The 25,865-nt window shown below is 65.7% G+C and carries 26 protein-coding genes; 12 read left to right on the forward strand and 14 right to left on the reverse strand.

Going from position 1 to position 25,865, the window contains the following annotated elements:
* Positions 1-39: 39 nt before the first annotated feature.
* Positions 40-858 (reverse strand): TIGR03620 family F420-dependent LLM class oxidoreductase, encoded by an 819-nt coding sequence (locus tag EV191_RS17505; protein WP_243659022.1) that lies wholly within the window; start codon positions 856-858, stop codon positions 40-42.
* Positions 859-1,001: 143 nt separating this feature from the next.
* Here EV191_RS17505 and EV191_RS17510 point away from each other — a divergent pair, with 143 nt between their 5' ends.
* A complete protein-coding gene (locus EV191_RS17510; RefSeq protein WP_132878162.1) occupies positions 1,002-2,147 on the forward strand; it encodes a methyltransferase in 1,146 nt (381 codons plus the stop codon).
* On the opposite strand, the gene EV191_RS17515 is transcribed toward EV191_RS17510, so the two are convergent.
* Complete coding sequence (locus EV191_RS17515) at positions 2,144-5,293, reverse strand: UvrD-helicase domain-containing protein (protein ID WP_132878163.1); 3,150 nt, start codon at positions 5,291-5,293, stop codon at positions 2,144-2,146. The genes EV191_RS17510 and EV191_RS17515 overlap by 4 nt on opposite strands.
* Positions 5,294-5,441: 148 nt before the next feature.
* Between EV191_RS17515 and EV191_RS17520 the strand changes: the two genes are divergently transcribed.
* Entirely contained in the window at positions 5,442-6,074 is a 633-nt protein-coding gene (locus EV191_RS17520; protein WP_132878226.1) for an SRPBCC domain-containing protein, read from the forward strand.
* Positions 6,075-6,094: 20 nt separating this feature from the next.
* Here EV191_RS17520 and EV191_RS17525 read toward each other — a convergent pair whose 3' ends face one another.
* Together EV191_RS17525 and EV191_RS30115 are read right to left on the reverse strand one after the other, a co-directional pair.
* Positions 6,095-6,472, reverse strand: coding sequence for a VOC family protein (locus EV191_RS17525; protein ID WP_132878164.1), 378 nt, complete (start codon positions 6,470-6,472; stop codon positions 6,095-6,097).
* Between the two features lie 69 nt (positions 6,473-6,541).
* Complete coding sequence (locus tag EV191_RS30115) at positions 6,542-7,054, reverse strand: helix-turn-helix domain-containing protein (protein ID WP_165912990.1); 513 nt, start codon at positions 7,052-7,054, stop codon at positions 6,542-6,544.
* Positions 7,055-7,496: 442 nt separating this feature from the next.
* Between EV191_RS30115 and EV191_RS17535 the strand changes: the two genes are divergently transcribed.
* A complete protein-coding gene (locus EV191_RS17535) occupies positions 7,497-8,327 on the forward strand; it encodes a putative protein N(5)-glutamine methyltransferase (RefSeq protein WP_243659023.1) in 831 nt (276 codons plus the stop codon).
* On the opposite strand, the gene EV191_RS17540 is transcribed toward EV191_RS17535, so the two are convergent.
* Together EV191_RS17540 and EV191_RS17545 are read right to left on the reverse strand one after the other, a co-directional pair.
* Entirely contained in the window at positions 8,324-9,211 is an 888-nt protein-coding gene (locus tag EV191_RS17540) for a DUF2268 domain-containing putative Zn-dependent protease (RefSeq protein WP_132878167.1), read from the reverse strand. The two genes, EV191_RS17535 and EV191_RS17540, sit on opposite strands and share 4 nt — an antisense overlap.
* 34 nt (positions 9,212-9,245) lie before the next feature.
* Entirely contained in the window at positions 9,246-10,175 is a 930-nt protein-coding gene (locus EV191_RS17545) for a phosphotransferase (RefSeq protein WP_132878168.1), read from the reverse strand.
* A gap of 61 nt (positions 10,176-10,236) precedes the next feature.
* Between EV191_RS17545 and EV191_RS17550 the strand changes: the two genes are divergently transcribed.
* The 3 genes from EV191_RS17550 (at position 10,237) to EV191_RS17560 (ending at position 12,426) form a co-directional block, all read left to right on the forward strand.
* Positions 10,237-11,133 (forward strand): RCC1 domain-containing protein, encoded by an 897-nt coding sequence (locus EV191_RS17550; RefSeq protein WP_132878169.1) that lies wholly within the window; start codon positions 10,237-10,239, stop codon positions 11,131-11,133.
* Positions 11,126-11,767 (forward strand): class I SAM-dependent methyltransferase, encoded by a 642-nt coding sequence (locus tag EV191_RS17555; protein WP_132878170.1) that lies wholly within the window; start codon positions 11,126-11,128, stop codon positions 11,765-11,767. Before EV191_RS17550 ends, EV191_RS17555 begins: the two co-directional genes overlap by 8 nt.
* Before the next feature lie 83 nt (positions 11,768-11,850).
* On the forward strand, positions 11,851-12,426 hold the full coding sequence (locus EV191_RS17560) for a dihydrofolate reductase family protein (RefSeq protein WP_132878171.1): 576 nt from the start codon (positions 11,851-11,853) through the stop codon (positions 12,424-12,426).
* 92 nt (positions 12,427-12,518) lie between these two features.
* Here EV191_RS17560 and EV191_RS17565 read toward each other — a convergent pair whose 3' ends face one another.
* The gene (locus EV191_RS17565) at positions 12,519-13,394 is read right to left on the reverse strand and encodes an alpha/beta fold hydrolase (protein ID WP_132878172.1); all 876 of its coding nucleotides are present in this window, start codon (positions 13,392-13,394) and stop codon (positions 12,519-12,521) included.
* 126 nt (positions 13,395-13,520) lie between these two features.
* Here EV191_RS17565 and EV191_RS17570 point away from each other — a divergent pair, with 126 nt between their 5' ends.
* A complete protein-coding gene (locus EV191_RS17570; protein WP_132878173.1) occupies positions 13,521-14,357 on the forward strand; it encodes a helix-turn-helix domain-containing protein in 837 nt (278 codons plus the stop codon).
* Between the two features lie 31 nt (positions 14,358-14,388).
* Here the strand turns inward: EV191_RS17570 and EV191_RS17575 are convergent, their stop codons facing one another.
* Positions 14,389-14,754: a hypothetical protein gene (locus EV191_RS17575; RefSeq protein WP_132878174.1), complete on the reverse strand. Its 366-nt coding sequence runs from the start codon at positions 14,752-14,754 to the stop codon at positions 14,389-14,391.
* 66 nt (positions 14,755-14,820) lie between these two features.
* Here EV191_RS17575 and EV191_RS17580 point away from each other — a divergent pair, with 66 nt between their 5' ends.
* Positions 14,821-15,606 (forward strand): glycerophosphodiester phosphodiesterase family protein, encoded by a 786-nt coding sequence (locus EV191_RS17580; protein ID WP_132878175.1) that lies wholly within the window; start codon positions 14,821-14,823, stop codon positions 15,604-15,606.
* Positions 15,607-15,633: 27 nt separating this feature from the next.
* On the opposite strand, the gene EV191_RS17585 is transcribed toward EV191_RS17580, so the two are convergent.
* Positions 15,634-16,353 carry a transglycosylase family protein gene (locus tag EV191_RS17585; protein ID WP_132878176.1) on the reverse strand — a complete coding sequence of 240 codons (720 nt, stop codon included), beginning with the start codon at positions 16,351-16,353 and terminating at the stop codon, positions 15,634-15,636.
* Between the two features lie 268 nt (positions 16,354-16,621).
* On the opposite strand from EV191_RS17585, the gene EV191_RS17590 reads away from it, so the two are divergent.
* The 3 genes from EV191_RS17590 (at position 16,622) to EV191_RS17600 (ending at position 19,601) form a co-directional block, all read left to right on the forward strand.
* The gene (locus EV191_RS17590) at positions 16,622-18,043 is read left to right on the forward strand and encodes an MFS transporter (RefSeq protein ID WP_132878227.1); all 1,422 of its coding nucleotides are present in this window, start codon (positions 16,622-16,624) and stop codon (positions 18,041-18,043) included.
* Between the two features lie 63 nt (positions 18,044-18,106).
* A complete protein-coding gene (locus EV191_RS17595; protein ID WP_424565477.1) occupies positions 18,107-18,928 on the forward strand; it encodes a thymidine kinase in 822 nt (273 codons plus the stop codon).
* Positions 18,929-19,256: 328 nt separating this feature from the next.
* Positions 19,257-19,601, forward strand: a complete 345-nt coding sequence (locus tag EV191_RS17600; protein ID WP_132878177.1) for an RNA polymerase-binding protein RbpA — start codon at positions 19,257-19,259, stop codon at positions 19,599-19,601.
* 86 nt (positions 19,602-19,687) lie between these two features.
* On the opposite strand, the gene EV191_RS17605 is transcribed toward EV191_RS17600, so the two are convergent.
* Together EV191_RS17605 and lnt are read right to left on the reverse strand one after the other, a co-directional pair.
* Positions 19,688-20,452 carry a polyprenol monophosphomannose synthase gene (locus EV191_RS17605; protein ID WP_132878178.1) on the reverse strand — a complete coding sequence of 255 codons (765 nt, stop codon included), beginning with the start codon at positions 20,450-20,452 and terminating at the stop codon, positions 19,688-19,690.
* Positions 20,449-22,128: an apolipoprotein N-acyltransferase gene (lnt, locus tag EV191_RS17610; protein ID WP_132878179.1), complete on the reverse strand. Its 1,680-nt coding sequence runs from the start codon at positions 22,126-22,128 to the stop codon at positions 20,449-20,451. Before lnt ends, EV191_RS17605 begins: the two co-directional genes overlap by 4 nt.
* Positions 22,129-22,245: 117 nt before the next feature.
* On the opposite strand from lnt, the gene EV191_RS17615 reads away from it, so the two are divergent.
* Positions 22,246-23,103 carry a putative RNA methyltransferase gene (locus tag EV191_RS17615; RefSeq protein ID WP_243659024.1) on the forward strand — a complete coding sequence of 286 codons (858 nt, stop codon included), beginning with the start codon at positions 22,246-22,248 and terminating at the stop codon, positions 23,101-23,103.
* Here the strand turns inward: EV191_RS17615 and kal are convergent.
* Genes kal through kamD form a run of 3 tightly spaced genes read right to left on the reverse strand, consistent with a single transcriptional unit; the run spans position 23,100 to position 25,850 of the window.
* Positions 23,100-23,480, reverse strand: coding sequence for a 3-aminobutyryl-CoA ammonia lyase (gene kal / locus EV191_RS17620; RefSeq protein ID WP_243659025.1), 381 nt, complete (start codon positions 23,478-23,480; stop codon positions 23,100-23,102). The two genes, EV191_RS17615 and kal, sit on opposite strands and share 4 nt — an antisense overlap.
* 19 nt (positions 23,481-23,499) lie before the next feature.
* Positions 23,500-24,276: a lysine 5,6-aminomutase subunit beta gene (gene kamE, locus EV191_RS17625; RefSeq protein ID WP_207894561.1), complete on the reverse strand. Its 777-nt coding sequence runs from the start codon at positions 24,274-24,276 to the stop codon at positions 23,500-23,502.
* Positions 24,276-25,850, reverse strand: a complete 1,575-nt coding sequence (gene kamD / locus EV191_RS17630) for a lysine 5,6-aminomutase subunit alpha (RefSeq protein WP_132878181.1) — start codon at positions 25,848-25,850, stop codon at positions 24,276-24,278. Before kamD ends, kamE begins: the two co-directional genes overlap by 1 nt.
* Positions 25,851-25,865 lie beyond the last annotated feature (15 nt).

Genomic DNA, 25,865 nt, shown 5'->3' on the forward strand with positions numbered 1-25,865 from the left:
AACCTCGGTCGGCCTCGCCTTGGTGCTGAACAACACGGGTCATTGGTCGATCAGCGCTTCGGCGAGTGCCCGCCATTGCTCATGTGGCACGGCAGCCGCGTCCGTGGGGCGCACGACGAGAACAACCTGATCCGCGCCGGCGTCGAGGTGCTGGCGCACCCTGGCCGCGACCATGTCGACGTCGCCCCAGGCAACCAGACCATCGAGCAGCCGGTCGCTCGTTCCGGCTATGTCGTCGTCGGTGAACCCCATCCGCCGCAGATTCGCCGGGTAGCCACTGACCTGAACGAGGAAGCTGATCGGGTCGCGTACGGTGGCCCGCGCCAGGTGCGGATCGCTTTCCAGCACGACGTATTCCATGATGGCCAGGGTTGCCTGATCGCCGAGAGTCTGCCGAGCGTGCGCGGTGAACTCCGGTGTGACCAGCAGTGGAATGGCACCCGCCGCGCGATCCCTGGACAGCTCCAGCATTCGTGGGCCGAGGGCGGAAAGAATTCGTGTGCTGGGCGGGATTGCTGGGTCCGCGTTGTCCAGCTGGTCGAGGTAGGCGTTCATGGTGTGCAGCGGGTATCGACCGGGTGCCCCGCCCAGCCCGGTGATCAGCCGACCCGGATTCTTCGCTTCGATCTCCTGCCGGAAGGCGAGCACATCGTCTGGGGAGTGCACTCGTGCTGGGATGATCGCGCTTCCGACGGGGATCAGCTCGGTTGCCTGGATGACATCGCGCAGCGGATCCAGCGTCGTGAGTTCACCGCCGGGAATCCAGATCGTCGAGTAACCGAGCTTCTCCACAAGAACCGCGTCGTCTAGATGGCCTGCTCCCGACCGTATGTCCAGGCTTACGCCGATGGGACCCACCGTGCCTTTCCCGCGCGTTCCGAGATCTAGTCGCGCCATTGGCCAGCCTCTCGACAACGTATGATTCCTGGCATGGAGACGACGCTATTAGCTGGACTTAACTTGAGGTCAAGCCATGGCGTCGCGAACGGCACGGAACACGGATGGTAGACATCCACTGGACTGAATCCGGTGGTTCGCGGTCAGCGGTCTGGCACTCGGCGACCGGGCAACTGCCGCCACGGCGGATCGAGCTGGCTGACGACCGCACGCGGGCCAACGACGCCTACCGGCTGGCTCGGGCGGGTACCGGGTTGTTGTGGCGCGGTGACTACCACAATGGACGTCAGCTGCTGCAGGCCGTGCGTCGCCGAATCGACCGAAGCGATTCCAGTGCCGATGCCACGAACTCGATCGCCGAGGCGTTCCGCCGCCAGCGCCAGACGCGACAGCGGCAAGCAGAACTGCTGAACAAGGTACTGCTCGAACTGACCGCTGATTACCGGATACCACTACGCAGGGCCCCGGATGTACGCCAGGCCTGCCGGTGGGCGTACGGCACATCGTCGCAAGCCACGGTACTGCCACTGCGCGAACTGCTCGGTGTGCTCGGTGCGTGGCAATGGCACGAGAAAGGCGTGCCGATCCCCGCACTGAACTCCCGAATCCATCCTCACTATGGCGTGTTCTCACCGACCCGAAACGAATACATCGACCTGGTGGCCGAGGCACCGTTACCGCCCGGCGCCCACCCGCCGGATCTGGTATTCGATATCGGCACCGGAACCGGCGTCCTCGCCGCGGTCCTCGCCAACCGCGGCATCGGTCGGATCGTTGCCACCGACAGCAGCCCCAGCGCGGTCGCCTGCGCAACCGCGAACATCGCCCGGCTCGGCTTCGCCGGACAGGTCGACGTGGTCCAGGGCGATATGTTCCCGCGCGGGCGGGCGGGACTGATCGTGTGCAATCCGCCCTGGCTGCCTGGCCAGCCCAACTCGCTACTCGAACAAGGCGTCTACGACCCGCAAAGCCAGATGCTGCGCGGCTTCCTCGACCAGCTCCGTGACCACCTCGAACCGCACGGACAGGGCTGGCTCATCCTCTCCGACCTCGCCGAGCGGCTCGGACTGCGCACGCGAACCGAGTTACTCGACATGATCACCGCCGCTGGGCTACGGGTGCTTGGCCGACTCGACACCGCACCACGGCATCCACGCAGCACCGAGACCACCGACCCAGTGCACGCCGCACGCGCCGCCGAAGTGGTATCGCTGTGGCGACTGTCGCCGGCAGACGATCGGCCCGGCTAGAGCAGACTCAGCTGCCGCGCCCGCGGCCGCCTCGCGACCCCGGCAGTGTCTTGCCGGACCGCGCTCGGCACATCGCGCAAGAACCGCGTCGGAACCGTCGCGCGAGGTGAACTGCCCGGCCGGTGGCGCCGCGCGGCGTGGCTCAGGAACAGCCGATCCTGCGCCCTGGTCATGCCAACGAAGAACAGCCGCCGCTCTTCGGCGATCAGCGCGTCTTCGGGTTCGCTTCCTGGCCAACGAAGCGGCAGCAGTCCATCCTCGCAGCCAACCAGGAACACGACCGGGTACTCGAGTCCCTTCGCGGCGTGCAGCGTCAGTAACGAGATCGCATCTGCGCGTGGGTCGAGCGTATCCGTCTCGGCGCCGAGCACCAGTTCCCGCTCGAACAGCGTGAGGTCCCTGCCACAGCGTTCGGCCAGCGGCATCAGTAGGTCCAGCGCGGTATGTACCTCGGGCAACTGCTGCTCGGCCAGGTTCCTGCGCGCCGCCGCCGCGGCCGTTCGTACCAGGTCGGCGACTGACCGCTGCCCGGGGTCCGTGCGGGCGTGCGTCAATTCGCGCACGATATGGTCCACGCCGGCCCGCGCGGTAAGCGGATCATGCGAACGTTTCTGTACCGGGAAGCCACGGCGGCCGAGTTCAGTCAGCAACACGCTGGACTGCGCGTCGGTCCGGTACAACACCGCGATATCGGCGAAGCCGACGCCGTTTTCGGTCGTATGACCTGGCACGAGCCCACTGTCTAGCGAGTGAAACGAAGCGCCGCCAAGTAGCTGGTCGATGGTGTCCGCGACGAAACTCGCCTCGGCGCGCTCGTCGGCCGCGCGATGCACCGTGATCGGGTGATCTGGCGTACTGCGCGCCGCATGCAGCGCACGATCGGCGACCAGGGTGCTTGGCCGTACGGCCTGTAGGGAACCATCCACAATGGAGGCGCCACTCCGGTAGTTCCTGGTCAGCTGGGTCACTGGCGCGCCCGGGTAGTCCTGGGTAAACCGCAGGAAGAACCCGACATCGGCGCCCCGGAACGAGTAGATCGCCTGGTCCGGATCGCCGATCGCGGTCAGGTTGGCCTCAGGCGGGGCGAGCTGGCGCAACAATCGGTACTGCATCTCGTCGATGTCCTGGTATTCATCGACGGTGATCCACCGATAGCGGTGCTGGTAGTCCTCCCGTAGCCGAGCGTCGTCCTCGAGCAAGTGCACCGTGAGGAGTACCAGCTCGTCGAAGTCCACCAGATCACGGGCCCGTAGCTCGGCGGTGTATCTAGCGAGCAGCTCGCCGGTCTCGGAGGTCGGGTCGTCTGCTCGACGAATTCGGCTGAACTCGGCCAGCGCCTTGCGGGCGGCACCCGCGTCACCGGTGATGTCGGTGAGTACGGCGCGCTGGGTCGCCGCGTCGGCGACCCCGAACGACGCTGGCAGGCCGGCTCGTGCGTGCTGCTCGCGTAGCAGGCGAAGCCCCAACGAGTGAAAGGTCGCGACGGTAATCAGCTCGGCGGCCGGACCGATCAGGGTGTGCAGTCGGTCAGCCAGTTCAGCGGCGGCACGCCGGGTGAAGGTGATCGCCAGGAAGTTGTCCGGGGACAGCCCGTGATCCACTACGTGATGCGCGATTCGGTGCGTCACCGTGCGGGTTTTGCCTGTTCCCGGTCCTGCCACGATCAGCGACGGCCCGCTTGCCAGGGTCGCCGCCCGGCGCTGGTCTTCGTCTAGTCCCTCGAGCAACGAGGACACTGGGGATGCGGGTGGTTCCGGTGGCGGTGCGGACGGAGCCGCGTCAACTGTCGGCGCCGGCACGGACCGTGGTTCGGGTGTCGCTGGCGCGGCGTCGGTGACCAGGGAGCTTTCGAACAGGGAGTCCTCGAACAGTGCGGGGGCGTTGTTGGTGCGCAATCGGCGAAGCTCGCCTTGCTCGAAGAGTCGAATCGTCCCGTACTCGCCGTCGTAGCCGGCTTCCCGGATCACCTCGCCGGAACGCAGCCGGCGAACGGCTTCGGCGATCGGTTCGGAGCTGCGCGAAAGCTCGTCGATGGCGATGTCTTCCAGGATGGCGAGTTCCGGACCATGCGCGGCGGTCAGCGCGTCGATCTCGGTACGGACCGTCTTGCTCTTCGGGCCGACGCCGAGGACCTCACCGACGATCTCCGGAAGCGGGATCAGATTGCGGAAACCGGCCGCCGCCGGCGGGCGGAAACCCGCCGGGCGATCGGCCAGTTCGGCAACCCGGTTGAGTACGCCCACGGTCAACGGTCGCGCGCAGCTGGGGCATTGTCCATTGTGGGCGCGCGTCTGCGCGGGGCCGAAGCGGATCCCGCATTTACGGTGGCCGTCCGCGTGATACTTGCCTTCTTCGGGAAAGAACTCGACCGTGCCGTCGAAACCGTCACCGGTGCGTAGCGCGTCCCTGATCGCGAAGTAGTCGACGGCGGTATCAAAGACGGTGGCCTCGCGCCCGAGCATCGGTGGTGAATGCGCGTCTGAGTGGCTGACCAGCGAGTAGCGATCCAACATGGAGATTCGCCAGTTCATCTCCGGATCGCTGGACAACCCGGTTTCCACGGCAAAGATGTGATCGGCCAAGTCGCGGTAGCAATCGTCGATCGCGTTGAAGCCAGCCTTGGAGCCCAGTACCGCGAACCAGGGTGTCCAGATATGCGCGGGAACCAGATAGGCGCCGTCGCCACTTTCCAGGGTGATCTCAAGCAGATCGCGGGAGTCCAGCCCGAGGATGGGTCGACCGTCCGAACCGAGGTTGCCGATCCGTCCGAGCCTGCGGTTGAACTCGGCCGCCGCGGCGAAGTCCGGCATGTAGCAAAGGTGGTGGACCTTACGGGTGTAGTCGCCGTACTTGTAGATCGTGGAAATCTCCACCGAGAGCATGAAGCGCACCTGTCCAGCGCAGCTCGGCGGCAGGGTGCGATCGATATCGCGAGCAAGGTCCGCCCGGAGCTGGAACAGTCCCGGTTCGGCTGGTTCGAGCACCTCGCGCAGATGGTCGAACCAGGCAGGGTGGGTGAAATCGCCCGTTCCTACCACGGTGATGCCCTTACGCCGAGCCCACCACGTCAGATGCTCGATATCGCAGTCCTTGCTGCATGCCCTCGAGTACTTGGAGTGAATGTGCAGATCAGCGTAGTAGCGCACCCGGATGATCTTGCCAGCCTCGTTGACGTGCCCCGCAGCTGGGGACCACGACTTTAACGGTTGTGACTTATATAAGTATATGATGTAATAGTTGGGTAAGCAAAACAAGTCCAGGTCAGCGAACCTGGCCAGAAAGCGGGGGATGGCCGTGATCAACGTCTTCGAGCAGATCGGCGCGGTGGGGCGCGCGGTGGTCAGCGAAACCCGCGAAGCGGGCACCGCGCGGGTGCTGACCATCAGCCAGCGCTATGAAGCCGAAATCCACGACGTATGGGACGCCTGCACCAATGCGGAGCGGCTGCCGCGCTGGTTCCTACCCGTCTCCGGCGATCTCGAACTCGGCGGCCGGTACCAGTTGGAGGGCAACGCGGGCGGCACCGTGCAACGCTGCGACCCACCCAAGAGCTTCCGGGCTACCTGGGAATACGGCGGTGAGACCAGCTGGATCGAGCTGCGGCTGAGCACGGAGCCCGGCGGCGGAACCCTGTTCGAACTGGAACACAGCTCGTATGAGGACGACGAGCGCTGGAGCGAGTACGGCCCCGGCGCCGGCGGAGTCGGTTGGGATCTCGGGCTGCTCGGACTTGCGCTGCACCTGGGCACGACAACTGGCCTCGATCCGGAGGCCGTTATGGAATGGGTAGCCTCAGCCGACGGCAAGGAGTTCATGACTCGATCCAGCGAAAGCTGGTACGAAGCAAACCTGGCAAGTGGCGCCGATACCGAAGCGGCTCGCGCCGCCGCGGATCGCACGACCGCCGCCTATACCGCCGAAGGCTGAACCAGGGCTGGGTCGAGCCGTTAGTCGAGCGAAGGCCGGTAGGTGCCGAAACACCAGATGTTGTTGCCCTCGGGGTCGAGCGCCGCGTACTCCCGCGAACCGTACGGTTGATCAGTGAGACCGGCATGGATCTCGGCGCCCGCCGCGAGCGCGCGCTCGTGATGGGCGTCCACATCGTCGACAGGCAGGTAGAGAACCGCCCGTCCAGTGTCGAACTGGTCTGGCGGATTCGTTCGGGTACCCACCATGACGATGCCATCGCCCCAGGACAGTTCCGCGTGCCCGACCGTGCCGTCTTCGGTGGTGCTGACATGCTGCTCGGTCATACCAAAAGCGCCGCGCAGAAACGCGAGTGCCGCCGTGGCATCGGTATAGCGAAGCGTCGGATAAATGCTCATGCCCACGGACATTACGGCGGGCGGCCGCCGCTGGCTTGAACAAATGAGAACTCGGTTAGCCCACCTCAACTAGCTCAGGGCCGCACGCAGCTCGTTCAGGTACTCGGTCGGCGGACATCCGGCCAGCGCGTGAAACTCCCGGACCAGATGGCTGTGATCGGCGTAGCCGCATCGCGCGGCAATCTCGGCGAGGTTGCCCGCACCATCGCCAACCTGTGGACTCCCGCCCGGGGCGAGCAGTGCCACGGTTCGACGGAATCGCAGCACCCGCGCCAGCGTCTTGGGCGGCAGACCGAGCTGTTCGTGAAACTTAGTCAGTAGGTGCCGGCGGCTCCATCCGATCTCGCTGGCCAGTGCGGCTACGGGCATACCACCCGCGGTCCGGGTCAACTGTAGCCAAGCCCAGTCCACTGCCGGGTCCGGTTGCAGCAACGGATCGCGAAAGAGCCGGCACAGCACCGCATCGACGAGGGCGAAGCGGTTTGCCCAGGTAGCTTCCTCCGCCAGCCGCTCGGGTAGCGCGGCCAACGCCGGGATATCCAGCTCGGGCAGCGACGGAAGCCGGTTGGTCAGTTCCGACATCGGCCGGGCCAGCAGGATAAACGCGCCAAGCGGGGTGAGATCGACCTGAATGCCGGCCTGCGCACCGGTGAACTTGGTCGAACACCGCGGCGTCGTGCATGTCCACGAAAAAGGCATGTGGCACGGACGGGCCAGCCGGACCATACAGTCGAAGAGGACCGCCGAACCCGAGAATGAGCGTGCACGAACCAGTGGGGGCTTCACGACGACACAGTGGCCGTAGCGACAACTCACGGTACCCGGAATAACGCAGCACGTAATTGGCCGGGCGGGGTGCGGGCAGCGGTGTAGGTACTCGCCGGTTGGCCCGGACTCCGACGTGTCGGTTATGGACGGTTCGGCCACCGTCCCAGACTGCCCGATGCGACGCCGGCAGTACACCACGGGACGAAGCGGCCGCGGCTGGCTAGGCTGGGCAAACCGACGTCGCGAAAGGGGAGAGGTGACCGCTGCCGAGTTCACCCAGGAGTCGATCGTCGCCAGACTGCGGGCCGCCGGCTGCGTGTTCGCCGAGGACGAAGCCCGCTTGCTGACCGAAACCGCGACCGATTCGCGGGAACTGGCCAGCATGATCGCGCGCCGCGAATCGGGAACTCCGCTAGAGCAGGTGCTCGGCTGGGCAGAGTTCTGCGGCACCCGGATCATTGTCGAACCGGACGTGTTCGTGCCACGCAGGCGGACCGAGCTACTCGTACGCGAAGCGGTGGGCATCGCGACCAGCGCGCCAAGCTCGGTGCTGGTCGTGGTCGAGCTGTGCTGCGGTAGCGGCGCTGTCGGCGCCATGGTGCACCGCGGCATCGCTGAAGCAGGGAGACAACCGGCCGGTGTCGAGCTACATGTAGCCGACAACCATCCAGCCGCCGTGCATTGCGCGCGGCGCAATATCCCTGCCGATGCCCATTGCTATCTCGGCGATCTGTTCGCGCCACTGCCGGCAACGTTGCGCGGCAACGTCGATCTGATCGTTGCCAACGCGCCCTACGTGCCTTCCTCCGCGATCGAGACGATGCCGCCGGAGGCGCGCCACTACGAGCCGCGTGACGCACTCGACGGCGGGACCGACGGCCTTGAGGTCCAACGGCGGATCATTGCCGACGCGCCGGACTGGCTCGCGAGTCCGGGTCACGTGTTGGTGGAGACCAGCCGCGCACAGGCAGCGGGGACCGCCCAAGCAATGCACGCGGCGGGACTTCGGCCGCGGACGGTGTCCGCGGCCGACCTGGACGCGACCGTGCTGATCGGACAGTTACCGGCAGCGGAGACCGTCAGCTAGCCGAGTGCACGCAAGGCAGTGGCGATGATCTCGGAACTTGGCGTGTGCAGGACCTGCGGCGCCTGCTGACCGGTGGCCTCCAGATAGGCGTCGACAAGCCGGTTACCAACGGCGTAGCCAGCTCCGGTCGGCAGACCAACCGGGGTCGCGCCAAAACGTTCCGCGATCACGTCACCGTGGACCCACGCCGCGAAATTCTGCATCCCCGTCACGTCCAAACCGGACACGACCTTGGCGAACACCTGATCGTTCGCCAAATGCGGTACACCGATCCGCGCATAGCCGAGCTCATCGCCGTAGCGGTGCCGAGCGAACGCATCGGCCAGCCCTTCGGACACGACTTGTTCGCCCACGGTCACGGTCGTCGGGTCCCATACGATGCCGCCAGGGCTGTAGCGCAGGTTGTGGTTCAACTCGTGCACCACGGTCGCCTCGAGCCGCGCGAGGTTCTCCGGGGACGGCCAGAGCGTGATCACGATGTAGCCGGAGATGCCACCCATACCGGTCATTCCCAACGCGACATCCATGAAGTGACTGTCCGAGGGGTCGCCAAGTACGAACAGCACGGTGATATCCGGGGCGTGCAGGTCCGGTGTAGCAGCAAGCTGTACCGCTAGGGCGTCGTCCAGCGCCCGCTGCATCCGGTTCCAGGCATCGGCGTGGGCAAGCGTCTCCAGCGCATCGAGGCACTGCTGCTCGTCGCGGTCGATCGGGAAACCGGCGGCCTGCTGATGTTGCTCTACCAGATCGACCTCGCCGGGGAAATAACGGTACAAGCCACGTACCGATTCGAGCATCGCGCGCAGCAGTTCGGGTCGTTGGGCTGGCGTCGCCCGCAGAATCCGTGTCATATCGGTGTACGTGTCCAGCACGGTGATCGTCATGAGCGCAACGTTAGACATTGACGCTGCGGGAGAGTCAAGCCGGTTCCGCGCGGCGAAGCCGTTCAGCCACCTGTGCTCGGAAGTCCTTAGCCGTGGTGGCGGGGTAGCCGTGGAGCGCTTCCCACCGGAGGTCGTGCGCCGCTGGCCATACACTCGCTGCCCAGGCCAGCTGCCACTCGTCGGCGGTGAACCAGCGGCCACGCGCCTCCTGGTAGGTGGCCAGGAACGCCTCGGTGCTTTCGATCGGTGGCAGGGTAGCCGGACCCATCTTGGGGAATACCGCACTCGCGGCTCCCACGAGCGCGGCCTCCGGCTGCCACGCCAAGCTGTCCCAGTCGTGCACTACGCGCACGCGGTCCTGATCCCAGCGAAGGTTGTGTGCCTCGAAATCCGCGTGGCCAAGCACCCGGGGCAGATTCGCGGCTAGGGCAAGCATGCGCTCCCGTGACCCATGAGCGGCGGAGGTGACGTAGCTCGGTACTCGCTTCTGATCCTTTTTGTCGAGCGACTCGATCGCCGGCCACAGCCCTGGCTCCGTGTGGTCCCAGCGCACCCAGCGCGGATTCGGCAAGGGTGGCGCGAGCGTGAGTTTCGCCAGCCCAGCCATGAGCTGGGCGAATACCGCTGCGTAGCGCGCTGCCACGGCGGGCGAGTCGCCGCGTAGTAGCGTGCCTCCGGCGCGGTACTCCTCGGCGTGTACGGCGAGAGGGCCGACACCGTGGACCGGAGTCAGTGGTTGGGCACAGGGGAGTCCCTGGTCCGCCAACCGTGCCTGCGCCAGCACACACGACACCGCCCGGTTCTCGTCTGGGCGGGCCTTGACCACGACATCCCGAGCGTCGGTCAACCGAATACCCAGCACCGTGGACATCGATTTGTGGTGGAACAGTACGGCCGATGGCCGGCTCCCGAGATGGTCCAGACACCACGCGGGTAACCAATACGGTAGACCTGCCAACGACATGGTGAATACTGTCCCACCGGTACACCCACACGCGCGGTCGGTGACGCACCGAGGAGGCCGGATGTCGCAGAATGGGTCGGCGCTGGCAGCGGGTAGACGACACTCGGTTGGTCGGCGCTCGGACGGGACCGTGGTGGCCGTGGGAAATGGCGCCGCCGGCGAGTGCCAAGTTGCCCAATGGGACGACATCGTCGCGGTGGCCGCCGGCAATGTGCACACCGCCAGCAACACCGGAAAATCCCATACGGTCGGACTTCGCTCGGACGGGACCGTACTGGCAACTGGGTGGAACGGCGACGGCCAATGCGATGTCACCACATGGCTGGACGTCACGGCGGTGGCCGCCGGTTGGCGAAGCACGCTCGGGCTATTGGCGAACGGCACCGTGCTGGCAGCCGGCCGCGCCACGGAAGGGCAGTGCGAAGTGCGATCCTGGCGTGAGACCGTGGCGATGTCCTGTGGCGATTGGCATTCGGTAGGAGTGCGGGCGGACGGTTCGGCGTTGGCCGTGGGTAACAATCGTCGACGGCAGTGTGCCGTGGACGACTGGCGCGACCTCATCGCGGTGGCGGCCGGGTACCTCCACACCGCCGGTCTCCGCGCAGACGGCCGTGTCCTGGCGACCGGAAATCGCCGGACTGGGGCCTGCGACGTCGACGAGTGGACAGACGTGGTGACGCTGGCAGCGGGCAGTTATCACACCGTCGCCGCTACGGCGTTCGGCCGGGTTCTCGCGACCGGCGACAACAGCCACGGGCAGTGCGAGGTCACCGGCTGGCGGGACATCGTTGGGGTAGCGGCGGGTTCCACACACACCCTCGGGCTGCGTGCTGATGGCACGGTCGTCGGCACCGGGAACAACGCAGACGGGCAAGGCGACGTCGATTCCTGGTCGGGAATTCAGCCGCGACAAGACTCGGGCTCGTCAGGATCGAGGTTGCATGCCGCCGATGACTGACAACTGGCTATCCGACACCCGCATGTCGTATGACATCGACGCTTCCGGGTACGCCGAGAAGGTACGCGGGTTACTCGACAGGATGCCGTACCTCCGCGCGAGCCTCGCGGCGTTCGCCGAAGCGGTGCACCAAGCCGGCGGTGGGGCAGTCGCGGACATCGGCTGCGGGCCGGGCTACGTCACCGCGCACCTCAACGAGGTTGGCGTGGACGCGTTCGGCATCGATCTGGCCCCCGAGATGATCGCCATCGCTCGCCGCGACCATCCACAGCTACGTTTCGAGGTCGGCACGATGACCGCCCTCGACCTCGCGGATGACTCCATCGCGGGCGTAGTGGCGTTCTGGTCCCTCATTCACGTGCCCGACGCGGCCATTCCCGGTGTGCTCGACGAGTTCCGCCGGGTGTTGCGCGCACAGGGTTCGCTACTGGTCGGCTTCCACGTCGGTGACGAGACACGGCATACCTCCGAGGGCTATACCGGCCGCCCGATCAACGTCGACAGTCACCATCGTCGGCCCAGTCAGGTCGTTGACTGGCTGCGCGCCGCAGGGTTCACGATCGAGGCAGAACTGGTCATCGGGCCAGGGGAGGACGTCCCGGGAGCCGTTGTTTTCGCGCGTAACGAGTCCTGAGGCGATGATTTTCTCGGGTGGTGCTGGTCTATACGCCCAGTACCTGGTCAACGGGACGGTACCGACTCACGGAGGTTGCCGCCGTGCGGAAACTGACGTTCGCCATGAATGTGAGCCTGGACGGCTACATCGCCGCTCCCGGCGACGAGCTTGGCTGGAGCGTGCCGAGTGATGAGCTGTTCCAGTGGTGGTCGGACCGGGTGGCTGCGACGGGTCTGGCGTTGTACGGGCGCAGGCTGTGGGAGGCGATGAACTCGCATTGGCCGACAGCCGACCAGCAGCCTGGTGTCACACCCGCGGAGATCGAGTACGCCCGCCGCTGGCGAGACATGCCGAAAGTGGTGTTTTCGGCGACGACCAGCGCGGTCGACTGGAACACGCGGCTGGTCAGCAGTGACGCGGTCGACGAGATCACCCGGCTCAAGGCCGAGAAGGCAGCCAATGCCGGCCCGATGGACATCGGTGGTGCCACATTGGCCGCGGCGGCCATGCGGGCGGGGCTGATCGACGAGTACCTGCTGCTCACCGCGCCAGTCCTGGTCGGCACTGGAACGCCGTTCTTCGCGACTCTGGACAACTGGGTGAACCTGGACCTGGTGGAGACCCGAACGTTTCCCGACTGCGGCGTGGTCCTGACCAGGTACGAGACCAGACGTTGAGTGTCCAATGTCGGGTATCGGGGGAAGTGGCACCAGATCAACTACTTAACATAATGTAGCTTATCGGCGCTAACCCGCGAGATGTGAGAGCGCTAGCGGTACCTGGTTTCGTTGCGGCGCGCCTCGCCGAGCCAGTCGGTCAGTGTGGCGACCACGCGCGCCGGTTGACGGGCCCATCGCAGGTGGTCAGTCTCGCGGGCGTCATCGGTCCGGCCGAGGTGGATTCGGGTCAACGGTGCTCGCGGAAGCAGCGCGGCAAGTCCATCCACGCTTCTGGGTGGCGCGAGCCTGTCGCCGGCGAGTGAGACCGCGAGCAGCGGCAGGTCCACCGCAGCGAGTTCCGCGGTGAAGTCATGGCGTGGCCGGCCGAGTTCAAGCCGGCCGGTACGTGCGAACCTGGCCCAGTCGCGCATTTGGGTGCGCGCCTCGTCGCCGCCGAACCCGATCCGGCCCCCGGGCAGATGTCCCATGAGCGCGGCCAACAGCGCCACGCTCTGAGTGAGCGCCAGGTGCCGCAAAGACCACAGGCGCCAGTACACCGACCCTGCCGCCACCGCGGCCAGGCCGGATACCGCGGCCGGTCTGCGGGCGGCGCACACGAGGGCCAGGTGTGCGCCCAGGCTGTGCCCGAGCAGGTATGGCGCAGGCAGCTGATGCTCGCCGAGCACGGTCACCGCCGCGTCGAGGTCGTGGGCCAGGTCGAGGTAACCCCAGTCGGTTCGCCATCCTGGTCTGTGTGCGCCCTCGGCCTCGTGTCCACGCAGTTCCGTGACCGCGGCGTGGTAGCCAGCGTCGTTCAGCTCGGCCAACAGGCGGTCGTACCAGCGCGCCTGTACCCCCATCGCGGGAATTACCAGGACCGTGGGCGCGGCGAGTTCGGTGGCTCGATGGACGATGAGTTGTGCCGTGCTGCCGTCGGCGCGGTCGACCACCAGCGTCTCGGTGCCAGAGTTCATGCGGCTGCTCACGCTGCTTCCTTCCTACCGGCCAGGCGTTGCGCCCAGCTCGGAGTACCACGTTCGCCGCGAGCCCGCCGTTACGCCATGACCTCGGAGGTCATCGTGACGCACGCGAATCGGGCCTAAGATCGTCCCATGACCAGCACCGGCACGGTCATCGACGCGACCGCCTACCCCGCCGTCGGTGGACTGCTACGCAGCTGGCGTGCACAACGCCGGCTCAGCCAACTCGAACTGTCCCACCGCGCCGAGGTCAGCGCGCGCCACCTGAGCTGCCTTGAGACCGGTCGGAGTAGGCCGACCGCGGAGATGATCCTGCGACTGGCCGAACACCTCGATGTCCCGCTCGGTGACCGGAACCAGCTGCTGTTGGCCGGCGGGTTCGCCCCGCGCTACAGCGCCCGCACCATTGACGACGACACGCTGGCCCCGGTGATGGCTGGGCTCCGCCGCCTTCTCGACGCGCACCTTCCCTATCCGGCATTGCTGCTCGATGAGCGCTGGGATGTCGTCGACACCAATGCCGCAGTCGACGTGCTCCTCGCCGGGTGTCAGCCAGCGCTCCTGGAGCCTCCGGTCAACGCGGTTCGGCTCAGTGTCCATCCAGGCGGCCTCGCGCCCCGGATTCGTAACCTCGCCACATGGGCCGGCCACCTTCGTCGCCAAGTCCTCCATCGCGCCGAGCGCAGTCGAGATCCCGCCTTGCTCGACCTTGCCGCCGAGATCAGCACGTTTGTCGACCTCACGGACAGACCCTCGCCCAGCCCCGGCCCCGTGCTTGCTCTTGAGCTGGAGAGTGACCGTGGCCCGCTCAGCTTCTTCAGCGTCGCGGCGCGACTGGAGACCGCCACCGACAGCACCCTGGAAGGGTTACATCTCGAGACGTTCCTGCCAGCCGATGCCGCCACTACCGCCGTTCTCACGTCGAGCTCGGGCCCGAGCCCGGACTACCCCACCAAAACGTCACCGTGACGTTTCTGGGCGGTGTAACCGGATGTGAAACTCAGCGGATGCGTTCGAGATCTTGGGCCGCTCGAGCGAGTTCGCCCGCGAGCTGGCGAAGTTCGACCGTGCTGGCGCCGTCATCCACGGCGGTCACCATGTCTTCGGCGGAACAGCGCACCTGAAACAGTCGATCTTGCAAATCGGCCAGTTCCGCATCGGACAGTACGACCGCATCATCCGGCAGTCCGCCGCGCTGCACCTGGCTGCGTCGTTCGTACGCACGCTGCCGGCACGCTTGGCCGCAGTACCGACGCCGCCTGCCAACCTTGCCGTCCGCAGTGGACAGATGACGACCGCACCAACCACAGTGCTGTTGAGCGCGGGATCGTCGCGGCGACGTGGACTCCGGTGTGGGCGTTCCCATACCGGAGACGCTAACTCGCCGGCAACGAGCCACCCAGAAGCCACGCCGGCGAGGCACACTTGACTAGTGACTAGCAGATCGGCGTATCTGACAGGACCTCGCCCCCGCGCTTTCGCGCACCGGGGGTGGCATCTCGGCGACCTCGACGGCATGGAAAACTCGCTCGCCGCCTTTCAGCGTGCGGCGGCGGAAGGCTATCTGTATCTCGAAACGGATGTGCACGCGACCGCGGATGGCGTTGTGGTCGTCCAGCATGACAGCGAGTTGGATCGAACAACCGATGGCGTGGGTCCCATTGCCGACCAGCCGTGGTCGGCCGTTCGCCGCGCGAAGATCGGCGGCCGGGAATCGATCTCCCGGCTGGAGGACTTGCTCGAGGCTCTCCCCCATGCATTGATCAACATCGATGTGAAGGCGGAGAGCGCGCTGGACCCGACCCTTGCGGTACTCCGGCGTACCGGCGCGCTTTCCAGAGTTTGCTTGGCATCGTTCGACGAGAGTCGGCTGCGGCGAGCGCGTGAGCGCGCTGGGCCGCAGTTGCTGACGTCGATGGGCCCTCGATCAGTTGGCCTGCTGTGGGCGGCGAGCTGGCTGCCCTTTCGGATTCCTGGACTGCCGGTGCATGGACGTTTCGCGCAGATCCCACCGGAATATGGATGGCTGCGGGTAGTGGACCGTGCTCTCCTGCGGTCCGCGCATCGGCGCGATCTTGAGGTTCACGTGTGGACGATCAACGAAGAACCCAAGATGAACGAGCTGCTTGATCTCGGGGTAGACGGTCTGGTCACCGATCGGCCGGATCTGCTGCGAGATATCTTGGAAGCTCGTGGCCTGTGGGTTCAGCAGGGTTAGACGCCCACAGGCCACGAGCGGCCCTCGCTACCGTGGCGCCTCGCCTTCCCAGCCGGCTTTCCACGTTTTCGGCCCCAGTCGGCCAGAATCCCTGATGTCGTTCGCGCGCTGAACGTCGAGCACGGCTTCCTTGGTCTCGTCGTAGTAGCAACCGGTGCCCTCGAAGTCATACCCGTAATCGTTCATCTTGAGCTGGAACTTGCGGAGCTCGGGTGAACAGTCTCCGTAGGCGTAGACCAGACCGGGCCATTCCGGCATCGCGCCGGAGTCCTCGTCGGGCTTCGGCTGTGGTTTGGGTGCCGGCTCTGGTTTTGGCTTCGGCGCGGGCGAGCCCGAGCCACCGATGTATGCCGAGTCGTCGTAGCTTGGCACCACTTTGGACCGACCATCGCCATCGTCGGCCAGGCCGAGCATGCCCGCGCATTCCCACGGCTGCCAGCCGCGCATCCGGTACAGGTACAGCGCCCGATAGTCCTGCTCGGCGGGGCTCGCCTCGCTCGGGTATCCGGTACCGCCGACGCTCTGCCAAGTCGGCAGGTCGAACTGGTAAGCGCCGTAGTAACCGTTCCCCGTGTTGATCGAGTAGTTGCCGCTCGACTCACACATCCGGACCGCTTCCCAGGAGCTGGAAGGCGGGTCCGCCGCGGCGACGCCGCTGAGGGTCAGTTGCGCGCCCCCGGCTACCAACGCGATGAGCGCAATGCGGGTGATCGTCCGCAGTACGCGGCCTGGCTGCCTCTTGGTCATGCCCGAACAGTAAGCAACAGACTCAGAAACCACAAGAGTCACACAGAACCCACCAGTATCACATGCAACACCGAGTAGAACAGTCTCCGACACGCCGCCATTCGGGTGAGGGTTTTCGTGGGGGTGTTCAATGCTGCCGGTAGACACGTCTACCGGGTTCGCTGCCAACGGCTCGTTCGAGCCCAGTACAGTCGCCGCCAGCGCACCGAACACTTCCCCACCATCTGCTCGCATGCTGAGGAGCCATGATGATCAGCTGGCGTCACCCATGACCGAGGCCGCCGCGCCGACGCCCGCGCGTGATCCGGCAGCCCGCCGTAAGGAACAGCGCGGCTGGTATTGGTACGACTGGGCGAATCAAACCTTCAACACTTCGGTCACCACGGTTTTTGGAGCGCTGTACCTCACCGCAGTAGCGAAAGCCGACGCCAGCGCGGACACGGTCCGTAATGGCCCAACGCCCTGCACGGATGACCGGGGTATCGAGAACGCCCTACAGAACTGCGATATCGGGGTGTTCGGCCTGCACTTCCCCGCAGGATCGTTGTGGGGGTATTTGCTGTCCGTGGCCACCGTGGTCCAGGTCGTCATCGTGCCGGTGTTGGGAGCCATCGCGGACCGCACCCAACACAAGAAGGGCATGCTCGCGTTCTTCGCCTTCGTTGGCGCCACCGCGGTGATGTTCATGGTGTTCGCCTCCGGGACGAACTGGCAGCTCGGCGCGGCCCTCTTTATCGTGGCAGAGATATGTTGGGGCTCGTCGATCGTGCTCTACTACGCGTTCCTGCCGGAAATTGCCGGACCGGACGAGCGCGACCGGGTATCGGCTCGTGGATGGGCCATCGGTTATCTCGGCGGCGGCGTCGCTCTTGCCCTGCAGCTCGCCTTCTATCTGAATTACGACGCCTTCGGGATGACCGAAGAACTCGCCGTCCGGATCTGTTTCTTCACCTCCGGCCTGTGGTGGGCGGTGTTCACCGTCATTCCGATGCGTCGGCTCCGCCAGCACCAACCGGCCACCGGTACCGAGCGTGGCCCCTCTGTCGTGTCCGCTGGGTTTCGTGAGCTTGCCAGCACCGTGAAACAGGCTCGTGGCTTTCCGCTCACCCTCGCCTTCCTGGGCGCCTACCTCATCTATACCGACGGTATCTCCACGGTGGCCAACGTTTCGGCGCAGTACGGGAGCGAGGAGCTCCGGTTCGACAACGAAGTGCTGATCGTCACAATCCTTGTCATCCAGTTCGTCGCCTATGGCGGCGCGATGTTGCACAGTTTCGTCGCGCGGTACTTCGGCGCCAAACGCACCATCCTGGGCAGCCTGCTGGCCTGGATTGGAGTGTTGATCTTTGCCTATTTCATCGAGGCTGGCCAGCAGTTGCAGTTCTATCTCGTCGCGGTCGGGATTGGCCTGGTACTCGGTGGGACAAATGCGCTGTCACGTTCGCTCTACAGCCAGATGATTCCGGCAGGCAAAGAGGCGCAGTACTTCTCGCTTTACCAGATCAGCGAGAAGGGCACCTCGTGGTTGGGGCCGCTGCTGTTCGCCGGGATTGGCCAGGCGACCGGCTCGTTCCGGTACGCGATCATCGCACTGGCCGTGTTCTTCATCGTCGGGTTCGTACTGCTGACCTTTATCCCGGTACGTAAGGCCATCAAGGCAGCGGGTAATCCTGAACCACGTGTGCTCTGACGGTGCGTCCTTCGAGTGCGTCATTGGCGGGCCCGGTAGCCGCTGTCGCATAGGGTCTGCGTCGTGACTGTGTCCGAGCAGAACGTGCCGGCCGAGCAGGGCCTACCCGAGCAGAACCTGCCAGATTCGGCGGTAGCCAGCGATCCAACCGACGCATTGTCCCCGGTGCCTGGGCATACCGCGCAGAACCGGGCACCATCCACGGGTCGGCTCCGCTACTGCTACGGCCCGATGGACTGTGGAAAATCCACTCTCGCGCTGCAGATCGACCACAATCACGCCAGGCAGGGGCGACGCGGACTGCTGCTGGTCCGGCATGACCGATCAGGGCAGCCGCGGATCTCGAGCCGGATCGGGATCACCCGCCAGGCCTATGAGGTGGGCGCGGACACCGATATCCGGGAGCTGGTCCGAGCACAGTGGGCCGCCGGTCACCGGCTGGACTATCTGATCGTCGACGAAGCCCAGTTCCTGTCGACCGAACAGGTCGAGCAGCTGGCTGAGCTCGCCGACGACGTCCAGCTGGACGTGTACTGCTTTGGGATCGCCACGGATTTCCGGAGTCGGCTGTTTCCTGGTTCCCAGCGGCTGTTCGAACTGGCCGATGAACTCCAGCCGGTCCAGGTCGACGTGCTGTGCTGGTGTGGCGCAGCTGGCCGGTTCAACGCACGGGTGCAGCATGAGCGGGTGCTCCGCGCCGGCGATACGGTGCTCGTCGCGGACACGGAACCAGGACAGTCAACCCCCGGTGGCGCCAAGCAAGCGGGGACCGAGCCCGCCGCCGAGGAGCCGCAGAACGTGCGCTACCAGGTGTTGTGCCGCCGGCATTACCGCCAAGGTGATCTCGGTGCGACGGCACCCCACGGCCAATTGCGCCTAGCGTAACCGCAACGAGACTTGCCAAGTGGAGATACGGTGCAAGTAGCGGCGCCCCGAGCCTGGTTGGCCAGCCGGCTACCAGCAGTCCCCCGAGCGGGCGTAAATCACAAAGTTCCCCCGAAAGGCGGCGTCATATTCGACCCGTCACAGTCTCTCTCCAGGGAAAGGCAGTCGCGTCCAACAGAAGAACTCACCCGCAGAAATTTGTAGTTGAGCGGTGAATCATGTCACGGTATGCAACTGCGGCCGGTACCGGGAATCCTGCGGTACCGTCGCGCGTTGCATACCGTGAGCATCACCCGGGCTCAGCTTGAGCCGATGGAAAGGAAGCACCATGGCCGACCGTGTTCTCCGTGGAAGCCGACTCGGGGCGGTCAGCTACGAGACCGACCGAAACCATGACTTGGCGCCCCGTCGCACCGTCCGGTACGCGTGCCCAAAGGACCACGACTTCGAAGTGCCGTTCTCGGATGACGCCGAGATCCCTTCGGTGTGGGAGTGCCGCCTACACGGCAGCGAGTCCAAGATCATCGACGGTAGCCAGCAAGAGGAGAAGAAGGGCAAACCGCCGAGGACGCACTGGGACATGCTCCTGGAGCGTCGGTCGATTCCCGAGCTGGAAGACCTGCTCACGGAACGTCTCGAAGAGCTGAAGGGACGGCGCAGCCGCTCCGCCTAGCACGATCACGAGGACAGAACCCACGACGGCGGTGTGCGCGGTCGTGGGTTCTGTCTTTTCTGGTTCGTGCGTGATCGCCAGCTGCGTCAGTGCCAGTACAGGCGTTTGAGCTGGCCGAACCGATGCCGTAGACCCCAGCCGGTGAGCTTCAGCAATGCCTCCCGGACGACCGCGAGGTCCATCTTCGACTCCCCCGTCTCGCGTTCGGTGAAGGTAATGGGCACCTCGACGACCTCGAAGTCCGCGCGGACCGTTCGCCAGGCAAGGTCGATCTGGAAGCAGTAGCCGTGCGAGGTGACCTCGTCCAATGCGAGCGTTTCCAACACCGTGCGGCGATAGGCGCGAAAACCGGCGGTCACGTCGTTGATCTCGACGCCGAGCATGATCTTGGCGAAGATGTTCGCGCCAACGGAAAGTAGCTCACGGCGGCGCGGCCAGTTCACCACTTTGCCGCCAGGGACATAACGAGAACCGATCACCAGGTCGGCGTCGGTCAACGCGTCCAGCAGCCTGGGCAGGTCTTCCGGCGCGTGCGAGCCGTCCGCGTCCATCTCCACGATCGTCGCGTAGTCCCGCTCAAGGCCCCACCGGAAGCCGGCGATATACGCCGCGCCGAGTCCGGCCTTTTCCGTGCGGTGCAGGATATGAATTCGTTGGTCCTTCGCGGCGAGCTTGTCCACGAACTCGCCGGTGCCGTCCGGGCTGCCGTCGTCGACGACCAGCACATGTGCATCCGGTAGGGCGGTGTGCAGCCGCTCGAGGGCCACGCCGATGTTGTCCCGCTCGTTGTACGTCGGGATTACCACCAGCACCGGGTCGACCTCACTACGGTCCCTCGGCTGGTCTGTCATTCCTGCCCTCCTCGCCGGCGCGCCGAACGCGTGCCGGTGTTCGATTCATCGTCCTGCCCGCGATCATGCTGATCCGACGTGCGCCGCGCATGCCAACGGGTGCGTAGCCAGCCTCCAAGAACGCCGCCGAGCGCGAGCAGGCCGCCACCGGTGAGAGCCAGCTCCGGTGCTTTCCCCAACCGATCGGAAAGCGTAACTTGCGAGCGCAGCGGCACGTCGGCCGCCAGTGTCGTAGCGGTGTACAACTCAGTCTGGCTGGCCACCGAACCGTCCGGTCGAACAAAGGCGCTGACCCCGCTCGTCGCCGCGTTGATCACCGCTCGGTCGTGTTCGACGGCGCGTACCCGCGACATGGCGAGCTGCTGGTAGCTCATTTCGGTATCGCCGAACCACGCGTTGTTCGTAGGTACCAGCAGCAGTTTCGCACCCGCCTCGACCGCCTCGGCTGGTATCGCGTCGTAGGCGATCTCGTAGCAGATGGCGAGGCCGAGTTCGGTGCCCGCGGTGCGTACCAGGCCAGGTTCGGTGCCGGGTGTCATATCGGTGTCGCGGTCCAGAAACGGGGTGAACCAGCCGGCGATGTTCCGGAACGGGATGTACTCGGAGAACGGCACGAGCTCCTGTTTGGCGTAGCTCGCGACTTGGCCAGCACCGGGCTCGACGGCCACCACGGTATTGCGCACGCTGCCGTCCGCGCCGTAGGCCAATGCGCCACTCAGCAATGGGGCGCCGAGTCGATCGGCGTAATCCGCCAGCTGTGCCGCTGTGTTGCCACCAGGGTGGAGGCGAGCACTGCTCTCAGGAAGGAGCACCAGATCCGGCTGCGGTTGTGCGCCGGTGCGGATGTCGCGCAGCAGCCGTTCCAAGCCGGCTTGGTGATTGGCCCAGATGGTGTCGCCCTCAGCTAGCAGGTCAATGCCCACGTTCGGGGCGTTGCCCTGGACCACGGCGACGCGTAGGCCACCGTCGGTGGCTCCGGCGTTCAGGCTTGGCAGGAGCAGCCCGCCCGCGAGCAGCGGGGTGATGAGCATGATGCCGGCAGGTATGTCCGAGCGGCGTGGTCGGATACCGGGGCGCGGGCGACCTCGCCACACGAGCGCCGCCGCGGCCGCGCCGAGGAGCACGACGGTAAAGCCAAGTAGGGCGGTGCCACCGATCGAGACAAGTGGCAGCAGTACGCCGTCGGCTTGGCTGTAGGCGAGTTCACTCCACGGGAACCCGTTCAGCGGGAATCGGGCGCGCAGTGCTTCGCCAGCCACGAAGATCATCGCCATCCACAACGGCGCGAGCGGCAGTTTGCTCACGGCCGCCATGGCGGCGACCGCCACGGCGATCAGCAGCGCACAGATCAGGCTCAGCGCCAGCCACGGTCCGATCCCGAACCGCACGGACAGAAAATCATCGAGCCATTTCAGCAGTAGTAGCTGCCAGACGCTAGCGAACACCAGCCCATACCCGAACCCAGCACGAGCCTTTCTGCCCCAGATGACCGCGCATAATCCGAGGAAGGCGATGGGCGCCAACCACCACAGGGTGCGTGGGGGGAACGCAAGGTAGAGCACTGCTCCGCTGACAAGCGCGATAGCGCTGCGGATGAGCACTGCCGTGGACAGCCGGAATCTGGTTCGTGTGCCGGACCGGGTGCTGAGCGGCGCGCTGGTATCGGCTGTGGGCACGGCGGACAGCCTAGGCGTGGGTCTGCTAGCTGGCTGTGTGGTGTCCACGGCCGTGTCGCGAGCGCTGTTCAAGGATATAGCGGAGGCACCAGCTCGGCGTGCTTCTACGATGGAGCGATGACCACCGCCGCTGGATCAGCGCTTCCCGTGCGGGTGCGTGCTGCGCTGCGCTGTCCGCTGTGCGCCGAGTCGCTCGCGGCGGAGTCTGGCGCTGTCAGGTGTACTCATGGTCACGCGTTCGATATCGCCAAGCAGGGTTACGTGAACCTGCTGACTGGTAAGGGTGCGCCGGGTAGCTCGGACGGCATGGAGATGGTGCGCGCCAGGCAGACCTTCCTGGCATCCGGCCATTACGCTCCTCTGGCCCGGATGCTGGTCGAACAGCTGCCCGAGCTGGGCGATGGTCTGGTGCTCGATGCTGGCTGTGGTACTGGCTACTACCTGCGCGCGGTGCTGGACGCGAATCCGGACGCGGTGGGACTCGCTGGGGACGCGGCCAAGAACGCGGTGCGCTCGGCGACCAGTGGCGCGCCACGCATCGGCGGTGCGGTTTTTGATATCTGGCAGGGCTTGCCGGTCCAGTCCGGCTCGGTGGCCGCCGTGTTGAACGTGTTTGCCCCGCGTAATCCGCGCGAGTTCCATCGGGTCCTCACCGTGGGTGGGGCGCTGCTCGTGCTCACGCCGACCTCGGCGCATCTCGCCGAACTCGTCGATCGGCTCGGACTGCTCTCCGTTGAACAGGGCAAGCTACGGCGTGCGGATGCCGAGCTGACTCCCCTGCTGTATCCGGCCGGACGGGAACAGCTGCGGTTCACCATGCGGCTGACGCATGCGGAGATCGCGGCGCTGGTCGGTATGGGGCCCACGGCGAGGCATCTGCCTGAGGACACCATGCGAGGGCGGATCGCCGATCTGGCCGAGCCGGTCGAGGTCGCCGCGGAGGTCGTGCTCTCGGTGTACCGCCGTCGCGGCTAGGGCGCCACGACGGTACCGGTTGCCCTGGTGACCAGCAGTGGTTCGGCGAGTACCCGTGCGGCGGAGCTGCCGCGATCCGGCTCCGCCCGGCACACGACGCGAGCCTCGAACCGCAGTTCGCGGGAGCGGTTTCCGATTCGAACGAGCGTCGCGGTTGCTTCGAGGACATCGCCAGCCTGGATCGGTGCGAGGAACTCGACCGAGGAGTAGCCGGCGAAAAGGCCCTCGTCACCGTCGGTTCGGATGCTGAGCTCGGTCGCGACGTCGCCAAACACGCCGAGCCCGTAAGCACCGTCAACCAGATTGCCGCCGTAATGTGCATGTGCGTATGGCACATACCGTTTGTGGGTGACGGCGAATCCTTCCACCAAGCTCACGGTGGGCTCCTCTCGCTGGTTACTGCTCGCTGTCCGTGGATATCGCATGGACCAGGTAGCTGGCTACCTCGCCGGGGGTGGTGCCTTTCGCGAACACCCGATCCACGCCAAGGTCGGCCGCCATTAGCGGATCGAATCGCGGGCCGCCCGCGACAAGGAGTGGTCGACGTTGCCCCATGGCCTCGGCGAAGGCGGCGGACATCTCTCTGGTGTTCAACAGGTGCGCGTCGCGTTGGGTGACGACCTGGGATACGAGGACCGCGTCGGCCCGCTCCACTCGCGCGCGTTTCACCAACTGCGGAACGGATACCTGGGCGCCAAGGTTGATAACCCGCAGCTCGCGGTAGTACTCGAGGCCCTTGTCGCCCGCGAATCCCTTGATGTTCAGGATCGCGTCGATGCCCACGGTATGCGCGTCGGTGCCGATGCAGCCGCCAACCACGACGAGCTTGCGGCGCAGTAGGTTACGCACCGCACTGTTCACCTCAGCGGGGCTGAGTAGCGGGAACTCCCGTTCCACCACACGCACGGCGTCCATATCGACGATATGACTCACCTTGCCGTACACCACGAAGAACGTGTACTGCGCGCCCATCGCCTTGGCGTGCACCACCATGGCTGGGTCCATCCCCATCTTGTTCGCCAGCTGGAGTGCGGCTGCCTCGGCACGCGGGCCATGGGACAGTGGCAAGGTGAACGACGTCTGCACCATCCCGTCGCCGGTGGTGTCGCCGTAGGGACGAACGTGCCGCGGCTCGTTGGGCCGCTCCCCGATCGCGTCCTGTTCGTTCGTCATTACGCCGCCCCCGATTCGAAGAAGTCGATCGCCGGGTTGTGATAGCCATCGTCCTTAGCGACGACTCCCCCTGCTCCCTTACCGCCATCGGCTGGGCGTTTCATCAACCCGAAAGTGCCGTTGCCGATCGCGTCAAGCAGGCCATCTTCGGTGATCCGCCCGAGCAGGTCGACCGCCTCGCCGAGGACCTGCTGAGCCCGTTTGGCAATGAAGCCATCGGGTGCCGGCCGGAAATCCTCGCGCAGATTGCCGGCGGCATTGCGCACGTAGTGCACATTGGTCAGCGCCAGGTCACGATCGGACAGCCATGGGGTCACCACCGCCTCGGTCATCATGCCGACCAGCAGGATCGACTGCTCGGAAAGTACCCCCGCCAGGTTGAAGAACCCGTCGAGCAGGTAGCCCTGGAAGATGTCGCCCGTCATATGTTTCGTCGGCGGCATCCATTTCAGCGGGGCGTCCGGGAACAACTCCCTGGCGAGTAGCGCGTGGGCCAGTTCGAGGCGGAACGAGTCGGGTATGGCTGGATTGATCTCGAAGGCGTGCCCGAGTCCGAGTAGCTCGTCCGGCAACCCGGCTTCATGCGCGAACCGTTCGTTGAGCAACTGCGAGACGGTCACCGTGTGTGCCTCGTCGACCGCGTCAGCGGTGGTGAGGTAGTTGTCCTCACCCGTATTGATGAGAATGCCGGCGCGCGCGTGTACCTGGCGGGAGAACCGCTGGTCGACAAAGGTCCGGATCGGGTTGATATCGCGGAACAGGATGCCGTACATGCAGTCGTTGAGCATCATGTCGAGGCGCTCCAGCCCGGCGAGTACGGCCATTTCCGGCATACACAGGCCCGACGCGTAGTTGGTCAGCCGGATGTACCTGCCGACCTCTTTGGACACCTCGTCCAGCGCCGCGCGCATGATCCGGAAGTTCTCCTGGGTGGCGAACGTTCCCGCGAAACCGTGGTGGGTGGCGCCTTCCGGCACGTAGTCCAGTAGCGACTGGCCGGTGGATCGGATGACGGCGATGATGTCGGCGCCGGCGCGGGCGGCGTTGGTGGCCTGTACGACGTCCTCGTCGATATCGCCGGTGGCCACGATGAGGTACACCCACGGCCGTTGCGGTGGATCACCGATCTTGCGGATCATACGGTCTCGCTCGGCCCGATTGCGGTCCAACCGCCGGATCCCCGCGCGGACGAGCTTGCGACTGAGGCTCACCGCGCCGCGGCGGGCGTTGCCGCTCGGGATGGAGTACCGCACCTGGCCAGCCGCCGTGGCCTCAGCGAGTTCCGTCAGGTCCGTATACGAGCCTTCTCGCATCGCGTGACTGACCGGAAGGAGGACGCCCTGCGCAAGGCCGCAGTGTTCCTGGACGGTGTCCACGACCCGGTTGACCCAGGGCACGTCGCCGGCGCGGTGCGTGGTGTCCGCGCCGACCATTCCGGCTAACCGCAGGCTAGCCCGCTCGACGGCGACCGTGGTGTGTGCCGTGGCCAGGTCGATGACCGGTTCGGCGGCACGGGCGGCCAGCTCGCGGGCCTTGCGTGTCACCTCCGGGTCCAAACCGAGTGTGCTCGTCACCTGGTTATCCCTTCG

Source organism: Tamaricihabitans halophyticus (assembly GCF_004340875.1).
In the GTDB taxonomy this organism is placed as follows: Bacteria; Actinomycetota; Actinomycetes; order Mycobacteriales; family Pseudonocardiaceae; genus Tamaricihabitans; species Tamaricihabitans halophyticus.

Bases quoted from the DNA above. Each gene is read 5' to 3' on its own strand.
- EV191_RS17510 (WP_132878162.1), top strand. From the start codon at position 1,002: ATGGTAGACATCCACTGGACTGAATCCGGTGGTTCGCGGTCAGCGGTC.
- EV191_RS17525 (WP_132878164.1), bottom strand. From the start codon at position 6,472: ATGAGCATTTATCCGACGCTTCGCTATACCGATGCCACGGCGGCACTC.
- EV191_RS30115 (WP_165912990.1), bottom strand. From the start codon at position 7,054: ATGTCGGAACTGACCAACCGGCTTCCGTCGCTGCCCGAGCTGGATATC.
- EV191_RS17540 (WP_132878167.1), bottom strand. From the start codon at position 9,211: ATGACGATCACCGTGCTGGACACGTACACCGATATGACACGGATTCTG.
- EV191_RS17545 (WP_132878168.1), bottom strand. From the start codon at position 10,175: ATGTCGTTGGCAGGTCTACCGTATTGGTTACCCGCGTGGTGTCTGGAC.
- EV191_RS17550 (WP_132878169.1), top strand. From the start codon at position 10,237: ATGTCGCAGAATGGGTCGGCGCTGGCAGCGGGTAGACGACACTCGGTT.
- EV191_RS17555 (WP_132878170.1), top strand. From the start codon at position 11,126: ATGACTGACAACTGGCTATCCGACACCCGCATGTCGTATGACATCGAC.
- EV191_RS17570 (WP_132878173.1), top strand. From the start codon at position 13,521: ATGACCAGCACCGGCACGGTCATCGACGCGACCGCCTACCCCGCCGTC.
- EV191_RS17575 (WP_132878174.1), bottom strand. From the start codon at position 14,754: ATGGGAACGCCCACACCGGAGTCCACGTCGCCGCGACGATCCCGCGCT.
- EV191_RS17585 (WP_132878176.1), bottom strand. From the start codon at position 16,353: ATGACCAAGAGGCAGCCAGGCCGCGTACTGCGGACGATCACCCGCATT.
- EV191_RS17590 (WP_132878227.1), top strand. From the start codon at position 16,622: ATGACCGAGGCCGCCGCGCCGACGCCCGCGCGTGATCCGGCAGCCCGC.
- EV191_RS17600 (WP_132878177.1), top strand. From the start codon at position 19,257: ATGGCCGACCGTGTTCTCCGTGGAAGCCGACTCGGGGCGGTCAGCTAC.
- EV191_RS17605 (WP_132878178.1), bottom strand. From the start codon at position 20,452: ATGACAGACCAGCCGAGGGACCGTAGTGAGGTCGACCCGGTGCTGGTG.
- EV191_RS17615 (WP_243659024.1), top strand. From the start codon at position 22,246: ATGACCACCGCCGCTGGATCAGCGCTTCCCGTGCGGGTGCGTGCTGCG.
- kamE (WP_207894561.1), bottom strand. From the start codon at position 24,276: ATGACGAACGAACAGGACGCGATCGGGGAGCGGCCCAACGAGCCGCGG.